Origin of the sequence: Bradyrhizobium sp. AZCC 1577, from assembly GCF_036924575.1 — a bacterium.
GTDB lineage: Bacteria > Pseudomonadota > Alphaproteobacteria > Rhizobiales > Xanthobacteraceae > Bradyrhizobium.
In genome coordinates, this window is record NZ_JAZHRQ010000001.1 from 6039964 (window position 1) to 6057646 (window position 17683).

The 17683-nt window shown below is 63.1% G+C and carries 13 protein-coding genes; 4 read left to right on the forward strand and 9 right to left on the reverse strand.

Annotation, left to right across the window (positions count from 1 at the left end):
- Window positions 1-59: 59 nt before the first annotated feature.
- A complete protein-coding gene (locus V1278_RS28725) occupies window positions 60-947 on the forward strand; it encodes an alpha/beta fold hydrolase (RefSeq protein ID WP_334383011.1) in 888 nt (295 codons plus the stop codon).
- A 93-nt stretch (window positions 948-1040) separates the two neighbouring features.
- Here V1278_RS28725 and V1278_RS28730 read toward each other — a convergent pair whose 3' ends face one another.
- The 9 genes from V1278_RS28730 to hpaR form a co-directional block, all read right to left on the reverse strand.
- Window positions 1041-2741, reverse strand: a complete 1701-nt coding sequence (locus tag V1278_RS28730; protein ID WP_334383012.1) for a methyl-accepting chemotaxis protein — start codon at window positions 2739-2741, stop codon at window positions 1041-1043.
- A gap of 54 nt (window positions 2742-2795) precedes the next feature.
- Window positions 2796-3218: a cache domain-containing protein gene (locus V1278_RS28735; RefSeq protein ID WP_334384284.1), complete on the reverse strand. Its 423-nt coding sequence runs from the start codon at window positions 3216-3218 to the stop codon at window positions 2796-2798.
- A gap of 226 nt (window positions 3219-3444) precedes the next feature.
- Window positions 3445-4323, reverse strand: coding sequence for a transglutaminase family protein (locus V1278_RS28740; protein WP_334383013.1), 879 nt, complete (start codon window positions 4321-4323; stop codon window positions 3445-3447).
- The gene (locus V1278_RS28745) at window positions 4320-6830 is read right to left on the reverse strand and encodes a circularly permuted type 2 ATP-grasp protein (RefSeq protein WP_334383014.1); all 2511 of its coding nucleotides are present in this window, start codon (window positions 6828-6830) and stop codon (window positions 4320-4322) included. Before V1278_RS28745 ends, V1278_RS28740 begins: the two co-directional genes overlap by 4 nt.
- Window positions 6831-6858: 28 nt before the next feature.
- Window positions 6859-10137 carry a transglutaminase family protein gene (locus tag V1278_RS28750; RefSeq protein ID WP_334383015.1) on the reverse strand — a complete coding sequence of 1093 codons (3279 nt, stop codon included), beginning with the start codon at window positions 10135-10137 and terminating at the stop codon, window positions 6859-6861.
- Between the two features lie 212 nt (window positions 10138-10349).
- Complete coding sequence (locus V1278_RS28755) at window positions 10350-11876, reverse strand: UxaA family hydrolase (RefSeq protein WP_334383016.1); 1527 nt, start codon at window positions 11874-11876, stop codon at window positions 10350-10352.
- Between the two features lie 184 nt (window positions 11877-12060).
- Complete coding sequence (locus V1278_RS28760) at window positions 12061-12840, reverse strand: HpcH/HpaI aldolase family protein (protein WP_334383017.1); 780 nt, start codon at window positions 12838-12840, stop codon at window positions 12061-12063.
- 52 nt (window positions 12841-12892) lie between these two features.
- A complete protein-coding gene (locus V1278_RS28765; protein WP_334383018.1) occupies window positions 12893-13978 on the reverse strand; it encodes a malate/lactate/ureidoglycolate dehydrogenase in 1086 nt (361 codons plus the stop codon).
- A 210-nt stretch (window positions 13979-14188) separates the two neighbouring features.
- Complete coding sequence (gene hpaR, locus V1278_RS28770; protein ID WP_334383019.1) at window positions 14189-14725, reverse strand: homoprotocatechuate degradation operon regulator HpaR; 537 nt, start codon at window positions 14723-14725, stop codon at window positions 14189-14191.
- 145 nt (window positions 14726-14870) lie between these two features.
- On the opposite strand from hpaR, the gene hpaH reads away from it, so the two are divergent.
- Genes hpaH through hpaE form a run of 3 tightly spaced genes read left to right on the forward strand, consistent with a single transcriptional unit; the run spans window position 14871 to window position 17633 of the window.
- The gene (gene hpaH, locus V1278_RS28775) at window positions 14871-15677 is read left to right on the forward strand and encodes a 2-oxo-hept-4-ene-1,7-dioate hydratase (protein WP_334383020.1); all 807 of its coding nucleotides are present in this window, start codon (window positions 14871-14873) and stop codon (window positions 15675-15677) included.
- A gap of 29 nt (window positions 15678-15706) precedes the next feature.
- Window positions 15707-16105, forward strand: coding sequence for a 5-carboxymethyl-2-hydroxymuconate Delta-isomerase (locus V1278_RS28780; protein ID WP_334383021.1), 399 nt, complete (start codon window positions 15707-15709; stop codon window positions 16103-16105).
- The gene (gene hpaE, locus V1278_RS28785; RefSeq protein ID WP_334383023.1) at window positions 16098-17633 is read left to right on the forward strand and encodes a 5-carboxymethyl-2-hydroxymuconate semialdehyde dehydrogenase; all 1536 of its coding nucleotides are present in this window, start codon (window positions 16098-16100) and stop codon (window positions 17631-17633) included. The genes V1278_RS28780 and hpaE overlap by 8 nt, the downstream gene beginning before the upstream one ends.
- Window positions 17634-17683 lie beyond the last annotated feature (50 nt).

Below are 17683 nucleotides of genomic sequence, written 5' to 3' on the forward strand. Positions count from 1 at the left end.
GATCATAATCCTCCCATTCGTCGAAGGGCAAACCTCCAGATACACAGATGGAGACGAGCATGTTCCGAGGCGTCTTGGGGGCTGCAACATCGATATTTCTAGCGGCAACAGCCACCGCTCAAGATGTGAAGCGAATTTCAGTAAACGGTACTGAGCTTGCCTATGTCGAATTGGGGCGAGGCGATCCGGTCATATTTGTTCATGGTGGCCTGCAAGACTACCGAATGTGGGCCGGTCATCTTCCGAAATTCGCCGACCGCTATCGCGCCATCGCGTACAGTCGCCGCAACAATTTCCCGAACGAGAGCAGCCCGGAAGGGATGCCAGACGGAGCCGCCGATGCCCACGGCGAAGACCTCGCAGCCTTGGTGCGCGCGCTCGGACTGTCAAAGGTTCGGGTGGTGGCGCATTCTTCTGGGGCGCACGCGGCTCTTTTTTTCGCCGCGTCGCACCCGGAAATGGTAACCAGTCTCGCTCTAAACGAACCGCCCGCGGCAGGCATGTTGGCTGGTACCTCCGATGGAGCTGATGTACTTAAAGAGTTCGGCGGCAAACTGGCCGCGGCGAGAGAAGCCATTAGGGCTGGGAATGCCGAAATTGGTATTCCGCTTTTCGTAAATGGAGTAGGTGGCGCCGGGGCCTATGAGCGCCGTTCCGATGTCGATAAGCAAATGAATTTGGATAATTTTGCGACCTACCGGGCTGACGCGATGACGAAACGCCCGAGACCCGTCTTCACCTGCGATATGGCCAAGACCATCAATGCGCCGACGTTGCTGTCAAATGGTGAGTCGAGCCCGAAGTTCTTTCACAGGATTATCGATCAGCTCGCGAGCTGCCTGCCTAACCAGGAGCGGACAACTATCGCCGGCAGTTCGCATACCGTCCCCTCCGAGAAACCGGATGCGTTCGACCAAGCCGTGCTGGCATTTTTCAATAGGCATTAGTTGTTCCTTGTGACGTCGAGGATTCGCAACAATCACTCGATCGATGATCCGCTGATGGCCGCTCCTGCAAGGCGCGAACGTGGGCCCTACGGCTTAAGCCGACCGCACGGTTGCGAGAAACTTGCCGACCTCGGCCTTGAGGCGCTTGTTTTCGTTGGAGAGCAGTTGCGCGTTGGCCAGCACCTGTGACGATGCCGTGCCGATTTCGCCGGCGCCACGGTTGACGTCGGCGATGCTGGTCGCGACCTGGGTCGAGCCCACTGCCGCCTGCTGCACGTTGCGCGCAATTTCCTGGGTGGCAGCGCCCTGCTCCTCGATGGCAGCAGCGATCGCCGCGGCGATTTCGGAAACCCGGCCGATGGTGCCGCTGATTTCCTTGATGGCGTGCACCGATTCCTGCGTCGCCGATTGCATCTCGGCGATCTGGGTCGAGATTTCGCTGGTTGCCTTGGCGGTCTGGGTGGCGAGCGCCTTGACCTCCTGGGCAACCACCGCAAAGCCGCGGCCGGCGTCACCGGCGCGGGCGGCTTCGATGGTTGCGTTGAGTGCCAGTAGATTGGTCTGCTCGGCGATCGTGGTGATCAACCTGGTTACGTCGCCGATGCGGTTTGCCGCCTCCGACAATTCGATGATCCGGGCGTCGGTCTTTTGCGCCTGAACGACGGCCTCGTTGGCGATCCGGTTGGAATTCGCAACCTGCCTGCCGATTTCATTGACGGAGCTGGCCATTTCCTCGGTGGCGGACGCCACCGACTGCACGTTGCTGGAGGTCTCCTCGGAAGCCGCGGCGACCACGGTGGAGAGCTCCTGGGTGGCTACGCTGCTGTTGGTCAGGATCGCGGCGGAATTTTCCAATTCGGCCGAGGCTGAGCCAACGTTCTCGACGATATTGCCGACCGCGATCTCGAAACTCTCGGCCAGGTTATGAAGCTCGGCACGGCGGGCCGATGCCAGTTCGCGGTTCTTTTCCTCGCGCTCCGCCGTCTCGCGTTCGGCCTTGGCGATCGCCTGCACCTTGAATTCCTGGATCGCGTGCGCCATCTGACCGACTTCATCGCGGCGCTCAAGGCCGGGCAGTTGGACCTCGAAATGCCCGGCGGCAAGTTCGCGCATCGCCCTCGACATCGCCACGACGGGACGGGACGTACTTCGACCGATCAAAAACGAAACCAGGATACCGGCAAGTGCAACCACCAGAAGGGCGGCCGTCAGCGTCATCTGTTGTTGCTCGAGCTTGATCCCGGCACGGGTAATCTCGCGATCCTTGCTATCGCTGCTATGGGCGATCAGGTCGTCGACCAGCTTTTCAATGACGGCAAAATTGCGCTCTGCACCCTTGATGAATATCAGCGCCGAACCGGCGTCGCCGTCGGCCATCTCGATCGCGTTTTTCGATTGCTTGAGATAGCCCGCGACCGCAGCTTTCAATTTGTCGAAAGTCTCCGGGCCGAGCCCGCCCTTCATGCCTTCGACGGCCTTCATCGCCTCGGAAATCTTGCCGGCCGCAGCCGAAGCCTCCTTGGCGACCGCAGCTATTTTCTTCTCGTCCTTTTCATTGGCCGCCGTGGCCGCAAGACGATACAGCTTGGCGTGCGCCGTCCACACCGTGGTGGTGAGATCATTGGCCAATTCCGATTGCCGGACCGGACCGGACACCAACGCGTCAACGGCGGCCTGATTCGACCGCAGCGTTTGCAACGCATAGGCGCCGAGCCCGATCAGGACGGCGATCAGGAGCGCCGGAGCGAGCTGGACTTTCCATGAAAGGCCAATGTTCTTGATCCAGCCGAGCATGTCACCCCTTCAGTGCGGCGATCACCGCACAACCACGCAAACGCTTGATCGGGGTCAGAGCTTGTAGACGCCCGCACAGACGGCCGTGTTATCCAGCTTCTCGCAGTACATTTCCTTCGGCTCGACCTTCTTGCTCACCGGATTGACGAACTTGTAGTCCTGCCAGAACGAAGGCTGCTTGGCGGCGAGTTCGACGCGTTCCTTGACGTAGAGCTTGCCGTCGACATCCTGCGCGTCGATCAGATCCTTGCCGACGAACTTCTCGTTCGAGCCGTGAGCCAGCACTTTGCCGTCGAGCTGGTAGACCACGACATAGAGATCGCGGTCGCGGAACTTGCTGGCCTTGTTGGTGAGCTCGGGATACGCCTTTTCGGGTCCCTGCTCCTTGATGAAGGTAACGGCCTGCTTGACCATGGCAACGGCTTCATCCTTGGTTGCGCCGCCGCCCGCGCTGGCGCTACCGCCGAAAACAAGCATGGCTGCCACGGCGGAAACGAAAGGCTTTGTTGACCAATTGTTCACGATTATCTCCTGGCTAGGTGGACGCAACTTGCAGGCGCGGTTCCGCGCACGTCATGCTGGCAACAAAAGTGCAAACCTTCCGTTAAGGTGCCTATCCGTAGTGCAGCGGAGATTAGCGCGGCTTAACCGCTGCGGCAGGACAACCAATTCTTAAGAAGTCCGGCATCGAGGCATTCCAGCCTCATTCCACCAGCAGCACGTCCACGGCGACGTTGAGCTTCTGCTTGGGCGATCCGACGATGATGCCGTCGACCGGCGAGACGTCGGAGAAGTCCCTGCCGATCGACAGGACGATATGATCGTTCTCGACCAGGAGGTCGTTGGTCGGATCGAAGCCGACCCAGCCAAGCTCGGCGCCGCACCAGACCGAGACCCAGGCGTGGCTGGCGTCGGCGCCCTGCAGCCGCGGCTGGCCGGCGGGCGGAACGGTGCGCAGATAGCCGCTGACATAGGCCGCCGGCAGGCCGAGCCCGCGCAGGCCGGCAATCATCACATGGGCAAAGTCCTGGCAGACGCCGTGGCGCTTCTCGAACACTTCCTTAAGCGGCGTCGAAATCACGGTGGCCTTGGAGTCGTATCTGAAATCGCTGCGGATGCGGCGCATCAGGTCGACGGCGCCCGTGAGGATGCCGCCGCCCGGCGCGAAGCTTGGCGCGGCATAGGCAGTGAGCGGCGCCAGCACCGGAACCAGCGAGCTTGCAAAGACGTATCCAACCGGCGAAGCGGGACCGAGGCTGGTAGCCTCAAAGGCCACGTCGCGGATGCGCTCCCAGGGCGGGCTGGGCGCCGCGCGACCAGGCGCCCGACGCCCGACCGAAACCCGTGAGCGGGAATCGATCCGCAAATTGCGATGCGCGGTCTCGATCAGCACGCTCTCGGTATGCGTTCCGAAAAAGTCCCGCCGCACCGTGCGTTCGGCCGGCCGCGGCCGGATCTCGACCGCGTGCGAGATCAATTGCTGCCCGTCGCCGGTTCGCGGCTCCAGCCGCAGCGAGCAGCGCGCAAAACTCACCGGGCTCTCGTAAGCGTAGGTCGTGACGTGACGGATGTCGTAGATCACGCGAGGCCCGTGAGCTTCTCCGGCCGGCTCGCATTGGGCCCGTGCGGGAAGTAATGCAGGCCGATGGCGTCGGCCAGATTGAGCAGATCCTGTTCGAGCGCAAACAGCGTTTTCACATCCAGCGTGGCAGCCTCCGCCGTCGTCAACGTTGCCTGCAACGCCACCGCCAGCCGCTGTGGCCGCTCGATCAAACCATGTTCCTTCAGGCTGGGCAGCGCCGCAATGTGGTCGTTGAGCGCTGCGACCTGAAAGGCGACCGAGCGCGGATTATAAGGGTCGAGCACGGCGAGGTCGCGAACCGGCGCCAGCGCCGGCCCGACCAGATAGCGCGAGCGGTAGGTGATCTGGCAATCCACCAGCGTCAACAGCGCGTCGAGGTCATCTTCGCCCGCTTCGTCATAGGCGAACTGCCGCGCGAACCGCACTGTGTTGATGGCGCGCTCGGCACGGCGGCCCATGTCGAGGAAGCGCCAGCCGGCGGCGCGGTTCATGTTCTCCTGCGCCAGGCCGGCAAGGCTCGCCAGCTCCTGCAGCGTCAATTCAGCGGCGCTGACGATGCTGTCGTCGTCGTCGACCTGCAGCGCAAGGCGCTCCACCATCTCGGTGATGATCTGCCAGGCATCGGGCGAAAGCCGCTCGCGCAGCGAACTCGCAGTTCGCTGCACAGATCGCACCAGTGAAAGCGCCGAACCGAACTTCTCCTCGCTCTGCAGCGCTTCCGCGATGACCCGCGCCGGATTGGTCCGCGTCGCCTGCGAGGTAGCACCCCAGGTCACGAGAATCCGCTGGATACGCTCGACCGAATGCAACGCGGTTGACGCTCCCTTGGCAGGGTCGCGCGTCGAGGTGCCCAGCGCACGGATCAGCCGCAGCGTCGCCTCGGCGCGTTCGAGATAGCGGCCGAGCCAGAACAGATTATCCGCGGCACGGCTCGGCACCACGCCGGCGATCCGCCTGATCCGCACCGTGTCAGCGCCGGGCAGCAGTGTCGCCGACGCTACGGCCTTGTCGGACACCACCCAGACATCCGCCGACCGCACGCCGTCGCCCATCGACACCGCACGCGCATCCGCCTGTTCGGCAATCCGGCAGAACCCGCCGGGCATGATGGTCCAGCCTTGTGGCGTAGCCGCGGCAAATACCCTCAGCACGAACGGGCGCGGCGTGATCCGCCCCTCTTCCCACACTGGCGTGGTCGACAGGCGCACCAGTTCCTGGCCGACATAATCGATGCCACGGTCGGTGATCGCCTGCCGGAGCCGGTCGCGCTCGGCTGGCGGCAACTCGCCGGCAAGCACGGGCGCATGGCTGGAAAAGCCGGGAACGGCCCGGCCATAGGCGCCCTCGATGACGAAATCCTCCAGCCGCGACAGCACTTCCTCACGCGCGGATTTCTGGCCGCACCACCAGGTCGCGATGTGCGGCATGATCAAGGTCTCGCCGAGCAAGCGGCGGCATAGACTCGGCAGGAATCCGAGCAGCGCCCTCGCCTCCAATACGCCCGAGCCCGGCATGTTGGCGACGACGACGCCGTCCTTGCGCAGCACATCGATCAGGCCCGGCACGCCGAGATGCGACGAGGCATCGAGCTCCAGCGGATCGAGGAAATTGGAATCGACCCGGCGCAACAGCACATCGAGCCGCTTCAGGCCGGCGACGGTGCGGATATGGATGCGGTCGCCGCTGACGGCGAGATCGTCGCCCTCGACCAGGAGAAAGCCGAGATAGCGCGCCAGCGTGGCGTGTTCGAAATAGGTTTCGCTGAAAGCGCCCGGCGTCAACAGACCGATGCGCGGCTCGTCGCGGTCGGCGCTGGCGCGGAGCGAATCGCGGAACGCCTCGAAGAACGGCGCCACGCGCTCGACGTTCATCGACTTGTAGAGACTGGAAAAGGCGCGCGACAGCACCAAGCGGTTTTCCAGCGCATAGCCGGCACCCGACGGCGCCTGGGTGCGGTCGTTCAGCACCCACCAGCGCCCGTCGGGGCCGCGGCCGACATCGGCGGCATAGAAATGAAGATGACGCCCGCCCGGTGGTTTGACGCCGCAGACGGCGCGGAGATATTCATTGCTGCCGGCAATCGCGGCCGCGGGCACCGCACCATCGCTGACCAGCCGAGCCTCACCATAGAGATCGCGCAGAATCATTTCAAACAATTGGGCGCGCTGCGCGATACCCGTGGTCAGTTGCTGCCAATCGGCCTCGTCGATGATCAGCGGCAGATGGCTGAGCGGCCACAGCCGGTCGGCAGTTTCGCCGGGCGCGCGATAGGTGACGCCGGCCTCGCGCAGATGCCGGTCCGCGGAGGCGAAGCGGCGTTCGATATCTGGTGGCGAAAGCGCCGCAAAGGCATCGAAGAAGCGGGTCCAAGCCGCCCGCGGCGCTCCATCAGGCCCGATATATTCGTCGGGAGTGCCGGGCAGCCGCGCATAGTCGCCCGTCCATTGCGCCATCCGGCGCTGACCCGGGCGGGCCTTGCTCTCCTGACTGTTGCCTTGGCCTGACATTCCGATTCCCCGAGACCGTCGCTTCCGATTAGATCAGGAGCGGCGTCCTCAAGTCGAGCGTCAAAGGGAATTCAATTGTGCGTTCCTCGGGCGGCGGCTCGATTCGGCCCGGGGTGTGGCCGTGATCCTGAAACCGGGCCAGCCGCCGCGCCTCCGCCTCATAGGAATTGACCGGCTTGGTATCGTAATTGCGGCCGCCGGGATGGGCGACGTGGTAGACGCAGCCACCGAGCGAACGGCCGTTCCAGCTATCGATCAAGTCAAATGTCAGGGGCGCGTGGACCGGGATGGTCGGATGCAGCCCCGAAGCCGGCTGCCAGGCCTTGAAGCGGACGGCGGCCACGGCTTCGCCGGAGCGTCCCGTTGATGTCATCGGCATCCGCCTGCCGTTACAGGTCACGACGTGGCGTCCCTCGACAAAGCCAGTCGCCTTGACCTGCAGGCGCTCCACGGAAGAATCGACATAGCGCACCGTGCCGCCGGCCGAGCCCTCCTCGCCCAGCACATGCCAGGGCTCCAGCGCCTGACGCAATTCCAGCGCGACGCCGCCGTGGTGGACACGGCCGAAAACCGGAAAACGGAATTCGAGCTGTGCCGAATACCATTCCGGCGAAAACTCATAGCCGGATTGCCTGAGCTCATCGAGCACGCCGAGAAAATCCTCCCAGAGGAAATGCGGCAGCATGAAACGATCATGCAGCGCGGTTCCCCAGCGCACGAACTTGCCCTGCTGCGGCTCGCGCCAGAGCTTTGCGATCAGCGCGCGGATCAACAATTGCTGCGCCAGCGACATCCGCGGGTCGGGAGGCATTTCGAGCGCGCGGAATTCGACCAGCCCGAGACGGCCGGTCGGGCCATCAGGCGAATAGAGCTTGTCGATGCAGATTTCGGCGCGATGGGTATTGCCTGTTATGTCGACGAGAATATGCCGGAACAGCCGATCGACCAGCCATAGCGGGGCTTCGATATCGGGCGGCGGCACATGCGAGAGCGCGATCTCCAGCTCATAGAGTCCGTCATGCCGCGCCTCGTCGATACGCGGCGCCTGGCTGGTCGGGCCGATGAACATGCCGGAGAACAAATAGGACAGCGACGGATGACGCTGCCAGTACAGCACGAGACTCTTCAAGAGATCGGGGCGGCGCAGGAACGGCGAATCCTGCGGCGTAGAGCCGCCGACCACGACATGATTGCCGCCGCCGGTGCCGGTGTGGCGGCCATCGACAAGAAAGCGGTTGGCGCCGAGCCGGATCTTGGCGGCGTCTTCATACAGGCCGAAGGTGATGTCGACAGCCTCGCGCCAGCTTTGCGCCGGCTGCACGTTGATTTCGATCACGCCGGGATCGGGCGTCACCTTGATGACCTCGACGCGTGGATCGTAAGGCGGCCCGTAGCCCTCGACATAAACCGGTATCTGCAACTCTTCGGCAGTCGCCTCGACCGCCGCGATCAGATGAAGATAGTGTTCGAGCTTCTCGACCGGCGGCATGAAGGCGCACAACACGCCGTCGCGGATTTCGACCGAGGTTGCCGTGCGCACCGGCCTGAGTTTGCACTTTGCTTTCGGCTCTTGCGCTCGCCGTTGCGTGTCCCCTGCTTCAGGCTCCTTGTCTTCGGCCGCAAGCTCCAGCCGCGCTTCCATCGGATCCTGCTCGACGACATAAGGATATTCTTCCGGCGGAACATGCGGCAGCGACGCCATCGGCAGCCGGAGCCCGAGCGGGGAATCGCCTGGGATCAGAAACAAATGGCTGCGCCGAAATTGCCAGCGCTCGCTCATCCAGCGAGGACCATCGGCGTCCGCATGCTGGACCGGCAGCACGAACCCTTTCGGCTTGTCGAGCCCTTCATCGAACACCCGCGCCATGCGTGATCGTTCTTCGGGATCGGACAACTTGGAGTCGCCGGGATCGACATTGACCGGAAGTGCGGCTTCCTTTTGCAACCAATGCACGGGGTCTTCGTGCGCCGGCATCACGTAGCTGGCGTCGAGGCCGAGCCGCTTCGCGATGCCTTCCATCAGTTGCCGGGCGTCTGCGACATCGGCTTTGTGCGGGTTCTCAATCTTTGCGATCAGGTCGGCATTCTTCCAGATCGGCACGCCGTCCTTGCGCCAATAGAGTCCGAACGCCCAGCGCGGCAGGCTTTCGCCCGGATACCATTTACCTTGCCCGTAATGCAGTAACCCACCCGGCGCGAAACGCGCCCGCAGCTTTCGGATCAGCTCATCCGCCAGCGCCTGCTTGGTCGGGCCGATGGCAGCGATGTTCCATTCCGGCGATTCGAGATCGTCGATCGAGACAAAGGTCGGCTCGCCGCCCATGGTCAGCCGCACGTCGTCGCGCCTGAGATCGGCATCGACCTGCTCGCCGAGCCGATCGAGCCGCGTCCAGGATTCATCGGAGAACGGCCGCGTGATCCGCGGCGCCTCGCGGATGCGCCTGACGCTCATCTCGAAACCGAATTCGACATTGGCGAAGCCGGCGCTGCCCGAGATCGGCGCCGCTGAGCGATAATGCGGCGTGGCAGCGACGGGGATATGTCCCTCGCCCGTCAGCATGCCCGAAGTGACGTCGAAGCCGATCCAGCCTGCGCCGGGAAGATAGACCTCCGCCCAGGCGTGCAGATCGGTGAAATCGCTTTCGACCTCGCGCGGGCCTTCGATAGGATCGATATCGGGACGCAACTGCATGAGGTAGCCGGAGACGAAGCGCGCGGCGAGACCGAGATGCCGCAATGCCTGGATCAACAGCCACGCCGAATCGCGGCACGAGCCGGAACCCCGCGCCAGCGTCTCCTCCGGCGTCTGAATGCCCGGCTCCATCCGGATGACATACTTGATCTTCTTCTGAAGCTGAGCGTTGAGCTCGACCAGGAAATTGACCGTGCTGTCGGCCTCGCGCGGAATCTCCTTTAAGTAAGCCGCGAACAACGGCCCCTGCTCGGAGGTCGCGAGATAGGGCGCGAGCTCGGTCTTGAGATCGGCGGTGTACTGAAACGGAAAGGAATTGGCATAGGGCTCGACGAAGAAATCGAAGGGATTGACGACCGTCATCTGCGCGGTGAAGTCGACTTCTATTCTGAGCTCCGACGCCTTCTCCGGAAAGACGAAGCGCGCCAGCCAATTGCCCTGCGGATCCTGCTGCCAGTTCACGAAATGATTGGCGGGCGTCACCTTGAGCGAATAGCTCAGGATCGGCGTCCGCGTATGCGGCGCCGGACGCAGGCGAACGGTCTGAGGGCCGAGATCGATCGGTCGGTCATATTTGTAGTGCGTGACGTGGTGTAGTGCGACGTAGATCGACACGGACCGGAGACTCCAGCGGCTTTTTTAAGCAGAACACCGGTTCCGAGCAGGATCAAGCATTAACAACGGGCACGAGGTGCCTGAAGAGAGGGCGATGCTGCCTCCCCGTCATTGCGAGGAGCGACAGCGACGAAGCAATCCATAGCGCCGCTTGCGGTACTATGGATTGCTTCGCTGCGCTCGCAATGACGGTTGAGGCAGCGCGCCTCCTATCACATCGTCGCCCCAAGCACCCACGGCGCGAACTCGGCACCACCGAAATCAAAACTCTCGCTTTTGGTCGGCTGGCCGGATGCCGTTTTCAGCATCAATTCGAAAATGCGCTGGCCGCATTGCTGTACGGTCTCCTCGCCGTCGAGGATGGTGCCGCAATTGACGTCCATGTCATCTTCCATGCGCTTGTACATCGGCGTGTTGGTCGCGAGCTTGATCGAGGGCGCGGGCTTGCAGCCGAACACGCTGCCGCGGCCCGTGGTGAAGCAGACCATGTTGGCGCCGCCCGCGACCTGGCCTGTCGCCGCAACCGGGTCGTAGCCGGGCGTGTCCATAAAGACAAAACCCTTCTTGGTGATCGGCTCAGCATAGTTGAGCACGTCGACCAGATTGGTGCTGCCGGCCTTCGCCATCGCGCCCAATGATTTTTCCAGGATGGTGGTGAGGCCGCCGGCTTTGTTGCCGGGGCTTGGATTGGCATTCATCTCGGCGCCTTCGCGCCTGGTGTATTCTTCCCACCAGCGCATCAGGCCGACGAGTTTTTCGCCGACCTCGCGGCTGACGGCCCGCCGCGTCAGCAGGTGTTCGGCGCCATAGGTCTCCGGCGTCTCCGAGAGGATCACGGTGCCGCCGTGGCGCACCAGCAGATCGCTCGCAGCACCCAGCGCCGGATTGGCCGATACGCCGGAGTAACCGTCGGAGCCGCCGCATTGCAGCGCCACCGTCAATTCGCTGGCTGCGACCTTCTCGCGCTTTACTTTATTGGCGTCGGTCAGCGCCTCCTTCACGAAGGCAATGCCGGCCTCCACCGTCTTGCGGGTGCCGCCGACTTCCTGGATGTCCATCGCGCGCAAACGTCCGGCGAGCTTCTGCTCCTCCATCAGCCCGCCGATCTGGTTGACCTCGCAGCCAAGGCCCAGCACGACCACATGGGAGAAATTTGCGTGCCGCGCGTAGCCGCCGAGTGTCCGCCGCAACAATGCCAGCGGTTCGTTCTGCGTCATGCCGCAGCCGGTCTTGTGGGTCAGCGCCACCACACCGTCGACGTTCGGATAGTCGGCCAGCGGATTATCGCCGGTGAATGGATTCTTCTTGAACATGTCGGCGACGATGCCGGCGACATGGGCGCTGCAATTCACCGAGGTGAGGATCCCGATATAGTTGCGCGTCGCCACACGGCCGTCGGCGCGGCGAATGCCGTCGAAGCTGGCGGGCAGATCGAAATTCGGCACCGGCTTGACGTCGACGCCATAGGCATAGTCCTTGGCAAAATCGCCCATGCCGCAGTTTTGCGTGTGCACGTGCTGGCCCGGCGCGATCGGCGCGGTGGCAAAGCCGATGATCTGGCCGTAGCGGCGGACCGGCTCGCCTGCGGCGATCGGCCTGATCGCGACCTTATGGCCGGCAGGAATCCGTTCGGTTGTGGTGACGCCCTCGGCCACCACCATCCCCGGCGGCAAGCTCGCGCGCGCGATCAGCACGCCATCGTCAGGGTGCAGGCGGATCACGGGTGCCGGGGTGGTCATGGGATATCTCCTCGGTATCTAGCTATCGTACCCCGGATGCTGCGCAGCGCGTTCGGGATCGCGCTTCGCGCGACTCCTACGATGCGCTGCTGATCCGGGGCCCACGCACCGCTGCTGCTACTAGGTCCCGGCTCTGCGGTGCAGCGCTAAGAAGCGCTGCACCGCGTCCGGGACACGAGATCTTTTACGCCTTCCCGCCGCTATCCTTGCGGGTCTGATTCACCTGCATCTTGGCGTAGGTCATCATCAGGCCGCTCTCGTTCGACAGCGTCACGAGCTTGAAGCCCATGTTGATGGCGCGCACCGCGCCCTCGGCACCCGAGCAGTGGATGCTGGGATTGAGCCCGCGCTTGCCGCATTCCTTGACGATCTTCTCGTAGATCTTGAGTATTTCAGGTTCGTCGCGGTCGAGCTTCGGCACCAGGCCATAGGAGAAACCGAGGTCGGACGGGCCGATATAGACGCCGTCGATGCCTTCGACGTCGAGGATCGACTCCATGTTTTCGACCGCCGTCCTGGTCTCCATCATCGGCAGCAGCACAATCTCGTCGTTCGCCGTCTGCTGGTAAGAACCGGCCGAGCCATACATGCCGGAGCGGATCGGGCCGTTCGAGCGCGTGCCCTTCGGCGGATACTTGGAATACTGGACGAGGTTCTTCGCCTCCTCCTTGGTGTTGATCATCGGGCAGATCACGCCATAGGCGCCGCCGTCGAGCACCTTGCCGATGATGCCGGGCTCGTTCCAGGGCACGCGGACCATCGGCGTCACCGGATGACCGTTCATCGCCTGAAAGCATTGCACCATCGAAAGATAGTCCTGCACGCCGTGCTGCATGTCGACGGTGACGCTGTCGAAGCCGCATTGCGCGATCACTTCGGCCGAGAAGCCGGACGGGATCGCGAGCCACGCGTTCACCACGGCCTTGCCCGAGGCCCATACTTTCTTGACGTTGTTGGTTGCCATTGATCGCTTTCCCTTTGTGATCGTTACAATTTGTTGGAGTTCACAGATTTGATTAGCTGGTCGCGCGCTGAATGCTCGCTTCGCTGACGCCGACCTCGCGGGCGGTGTTGACGATCGCTGCCCAGGTATCATCAGGCAGCGGCACGCCGTTCCTGGTGCGCTCGGCGCGCATCTTGCGTTCGGGGTCACCCGGGACCAGCACGGACTCGACGCCGGCGATCGGCTTGGTCTGGCGGATGAAGTCGGTATAGCGCGAGATTTCGTCGTCGAAATAGTTGGCCGTGTCGATCACCTTGGGATCGATATAGAAGGCAAGCATGCCGTTGGCGAACTGCCGGCCGCCCGAGGTGGCGCCGGTGCCGGTCAGCGCTCCGCCGAGCAGTTCGCAGATGAACGCCAGCCCCGAGCCCTTGTGCTCGCCGAACGCGCGGATCGCGCCAGTGCCCTTGGTGTGGTCGCGCGGCCCGTCTGGGGTGTAGGGACCGTAGAGCACGGACGGCTCCTCGCTCAGCGTGCCGTCGGCATCGACCAGTGCGCCGGTCGGAAGCTTCTTGCCGCCGCGGCTGGCGACCAGCACCTTGCCTTCGGCAACGATCGAGGTGGCAAAATCGAGCACGATCGGATCTTGCCCCTGGCGCGGAATGCCGACGCAGTAAGGCGCGGTCGAGAGCCGTTTCTGGACACCGCCATACGGCGCGACCAGCAGCGAGCCGGCGGCATTGACGAAGTGCACCGATACTAGCCCTTCGGCGGCGGCCATCTCCGCCCAGTCGCCGACGCGGCCGATGTGGCCGGCGTTGCGCAGCGCGATGGCTGACAGTCCCGCCTTCTTGCACTTCTCAATGCCGGTCCGCACCGCGAATGGCGTCACGGTCTGACCATAGCCGAACTTGCCATCGACCACGGCGAGCGACGGCGTGTCGACGACGATCTCAGGGGTCTGGTTTGGAACGACGTTGCCCGTCTTCTTCCAGCGGATATAGACCGGAACCCGGATCACGCCGTGGCTGTCATGGCCGGTGAGATTGGCTGTCGTGAGATAAGTAGCGATGCGCCTTGCTTCCTCGGGCGAGGATTCCGAATGAGAAAAAACCTCTGCGACGAAGTCGATCAGATTGTTGACTTTTATTGTGACCATGTCCGGATTTCAGCCCTGTCCTTGCACGGGAGAGCCTGCGTTCGAGCAGCTAGCCCCGCGATTCCCGCACCGGTTTTGATGACCGGCTTGGCCGGCACTTTGAACGAAAAATCGCGCGCATGTCTACCGCCTCAGTCGCATTTGACAAATGATTGCAATCATTTGCCCGGCCGCTATGCATCGGGCCAGTAGCATCATGCAAATTTGCGCTTACTCGTCTGCTTCGGCCTCGCCCTCACCCGCTACCTCCATCGCGGCAAGGCTGCGCTCGAGTTCGCCCAGCATGTCCTGCAATTCGGCGAGCTTGCGCGCTCCAAAACGGTGCGTGATCTCGGCGTAGATCGCTTCCGAGGTGGGCGCGACGGCCTCGATCAGCTTCAGCCCCTTGGAGGAGATCGACACCTCGCCGCGGCGAAGATCTGCCTTGGCCGTGCGGCGTTCGATCAAATCGCGCGCTTCGAGATCGCGCAGGATTCGCGATAGGCTCGGCCCCAGCAGGAAGGCGACGCGTGCCAGCTCGGTCACCTCGATGGTATCCACCGCCGTCAGCGCGCGCAGGATCCGCCATTGCTGCTCGGTCAGCCCATGATTGCGCAACGACGGACGGAACTGGCGCATCACGGCTTCGCGCGCGCGCAAGAGCGACATCGGCAGCGAGCGCGAGAATTCGCGCATCGGCCCGCGACGGACCTCCGTCGTTCCCTCTGGGTCCGAACGCGATCCGTTCGGCGATTTCTTGCCTGACATCTTCAGTGGCCCGCCATTGGGAATCCTCGATCGAGCCAAGGATAGAGTTTTGCGGCGCAACAAGCATCAAATCAGTTTGCACCGAATAACTTAACATGTTAAACAGATTTCAGCACCCGCTTTTTACTGACCGAGCCGGACGCCCATGACCCTTTCCAGAGACGATATCCGAAGCGCCGCCGAGCGGCTCGATGTCGCCGAAAAGACCCGCAAACAGATCCGGCAGCTTTCGCTTGAACATCCCGGCATAACGATCGAGGATGCCTACGCTATTCAAAAAGCTTGGGTCGACATGAAGGTTGCGCAGGGGCGCACCGTGAAGGGCCACAAGATCGGCCTGACCTCGAAGGCAATGCAGAGCGCGCTCAATATTGACGAGCCTGACTCCGGCATCCTGCTCGATGACATGTTCTTTGCCGACGGCGGGCTTGTGCCTTCAGATCGTTTCATCGCCACCCGCATCGAGGCCGAACTGGCCTTCGTGATGAAGTCGCGGCTGGCTGGACCTGATAGCACGATGTTCGACGTCCTTAACGCCACCGATTTCGTGGTGCCCGCGCTGGAAATCCTCGACACACGGGTCGAGCGGATCGACCCACAGACCAAGGCGACCCGGAAGATATTCGACACCATTGCCGACAATGCCGCGAATGCCGGCATCGTGCTCGGCGGCCGCCCGATCCGGCCAATGGACGCCGACCTGCGCTGGATCGGCGCGCTCTGTTTCCGCAACGGCCAGCTCGAGGAGACCGGGCTTGCGGCCGGCGTTCTCAATCATCCCGCCACGTCGGTAGCCTGGCTTGCCAACAAGATCGCACCGAACGGGCTGGCGCTGGAGGCCGGACAAGTGGTGTTGGCGGGCTCGTTCATTCGTCCGATCGAGACCCGCAAGGGCGACACGATCCAGGCGGATTATGGACCCTACGGTTCGGTGAGTTGCTACTTCGCCTGATGCTTTAGGACGATGGGAGCCATCGGAACATGCCGCACTTCACGATTGAATATTCAGCCAATCTCGATGGGCGCGTCGACATGGGCGCGGTGGTGGAACTGGTCCGGAAGGTGGCGGTGGAAACCGGCATCTTCCCGCTCGGGGGTATCCGCGTCCGCGCCATCAAATGCGAGCACTATGCGATCGCCGATGGTCGCCAGGCTTACGGCTTTCTCGACATGGTGTTGCGGCTTGGCGAGGGGCGCGACCTCGCCACCCGCAAAAAGGCCGGCGAACATATTTTCAAGGCGTTGTCGGCCTACCTTGATCCGGTGTTTGCGAGCGAAAAGTTCGCGCTGTCGTTCGACATGCAGATCAACGACAAGGAAACAAGCTGGAAGCGCAACAACATCCACGAAGCTCTGAAGGTGGAGGCTATCAATGGATAAGGTGACACCTAAGGACGGGTTTCGGGCCAATCGCGACCGTGTGGCTCCCCTGCTCGCCAAGCTGAAGAGCGAAGGCATCGGGCACATGATCGACGGCAAGACCGTGCCGTCGGTCTCCGGCCAGACATTTGAGACGAAGTCCCCGGTTGATGGCGCAGTGCTGGCATCGGTCGCGCGCGGCAATGCCGAAGACATCGACCGCGCCGCAACCGCCGCCGCAACGGCTTTCAAATCCTGGCGCGACATGCCTGCCGCCGCGCGGAAAAAGTTGCTGCATCGCGTGGCCGACGCGATCGAGGACCACGCCGACGATATCGCGGTGCTGGAATGCATCGACACCGGCCAGGCCCACCGCTTCATGGCCAAAGCCGCGATCCGGGCGGCGGAGAACTTCCGCTTCTTTGCCGACAAGTGCGGCGAAGCCCGGGACGGCCTCAACATGCCCTCCGAGGAGCACTGGAACATCTCGACCCGAGTGCCGATCGGCCCGGTCGGCGTGATCACGCCGTGGAACACGCCGTTCATGCTGTCGACCTGGAAGATCGCGCCGGCGCTGGCCGCCGGCTGCACCGTCGTGCACAAGCCGGCCGAATGGTCACCGGTTACGGCGGACCTGCTGGCGAAGCTTGCGAAACAGGCCGGCCTGCCGGACGGCGTGCTCAACACGGTCCATGGCATGGGTGAGGAAGCGGGCAAGGCGCTGACCGAACATCCCGCCATCAAGGCGATCGGTTTCGTCGGCGAGAGTTCGACCGGTTCCGCGATCATGGCGCAGGGCGCCCCCACCCTGAAGCGCGTGCATTTTGAACTCGGGGGCAAGAACCCCGTAATCGTGTTCGACGACGCCGATCTCGACCGGGCACTCGATGCGGTGGTCTTCATGATCTACTCGCTCAACGGCGAGCGCTGCACCTCGTCGAGCCGGCTGCTGGTCCAGCAAGGTATCGCCGATGAATTCATCGAAAAGCTGACCGCCCGGGTCAAGGCGCTGAAGGTTGGGCATCCGCTCGACCCCGCCACCGAGATCGGCCCCCTGATCCATGAGCGGCATCTTGCAAAAGTCTGCAGCTATTTTGACATCGCCAGAAAGGACGGCGCCACCATCGCGGTGGGTGGCAGGCCGCACGACGGCCCCGGCGGCGGGCATTACGTGCAGCCGACCCTCGTCACCGGCGCGCACGCAAAGATGCGGGTGGCGCAGGAGGAAGTATTCGGCCCGTTCCTGACCGTGATCCCGTTCAAGGATGAGAACGACGCCATCGAGATCGCCAACGGCGTGCAGTACGGCCTGACCGGCTATGTCTGGACCGGCGATATGGGGCGCGCGCTGCGCGTGGCGGACGCGCTGGAGGCCGGCATGATCTGGCTCAATTCCGAAAACGTCCGCCATCTGCCGACGCCGTTCGGCGGCATGAAAGCTTCAGGCATCGGCCGCGACGGCGGCGACTACTCGTTCGAGTTCTACATGGAAACCAAGCACGTCTCGCTCGCCCGCGGGACGCATAAGATTCAGAGACTGGGAGTGTAACAGCCACCGTCGTTCCGGGATAGTCCGAAGGACCAGACCCGGAACCTCGA

What these genes read in the sequence shown, in the direction of transcription:
- hpaH (WP_334383020.1), top strand. Translation starts at nt 14,871, where the DNA reads ATGACCCTTTCCAGAGACGATATCCGAAGCGCCGCCGAGCGGCTCGAT.
- V1278_RS28745 (WP_334383014.1), bottom strand. Translation starts at nt 6,830, where the DNA reads ATGTCAGGCCAAGGCAACAGTCAGGAGAGCAAGGCCCGCCCGGGTCAG.
- V1278_RS28730 (WP_334383012.1), bottom strand. Translation starts at nt 2,741, where the DNA reads ATGCTCGGCTGGATCAAGAACATTGGCCTTTCATGGAAAGTCCAGCTC.
- V1278_RS28755 (WP_334383016.1), bottom strand. Translation starts at nt 11,876, where the DNA reads ATGACCACCCCGGCACCCGTGATCCGCCTGCACCCTGACGATGGCGTG.
- V1278_RS28765 (WP_334383018.1), bottom strand. Translation starts at nt 13,978, where the DNA reads ATGGTCACAATAAAAGTCAACAATCTGATCGACTTCGTCGCAGAGGTT.
- V1278_RS28735 (WP_334384284.1), bottom strand. Translation starts at nt 3,218, where the DNA reads ATGCTTGTTTTCGGCGGTAGCGCCAGCGCGGGCGGCGGCGCAACCAAG.
- V1278_RS28780 (WP_334383021.1), top strand. Translation starts at nt 15,707, where the DNA reads ATGCCGCACTTCACGATTGAATATTCAGCCAATCTCGATGGGCGCGTC.
- V1278_RS28760 (WP_334383017.1), bottom strand. Translation starts at nt 12,840, where the DNA reads ATGGCAACCAACAACGTCAAGAAAGTATGGGCCTCGGGCAAGGCCGTG.
- V1278_RS28725 (WP_334383011.1), top strand. Translation starts at nt 60, where the DNA reads ATGTTCCGAGGCGTCTTGGGGGCTGCAACATCGATATTTCTAGCGGCA.
- hpaR (WP_334383019.1), bottom strand. Translation starts at nt 14,725, where the DNA reads ATGTCAGGCAAGAAATCGCCGAACGGATCGCGTTCGGACCCAGAGGGA.
- hpaE (WP_334383023.1), top strand. Translation starts at nt 16,098, where the DNA reads ATGGATAAGGTGACACCTAAGGACGGGTTTCGGGCCAATCGCGACCGT.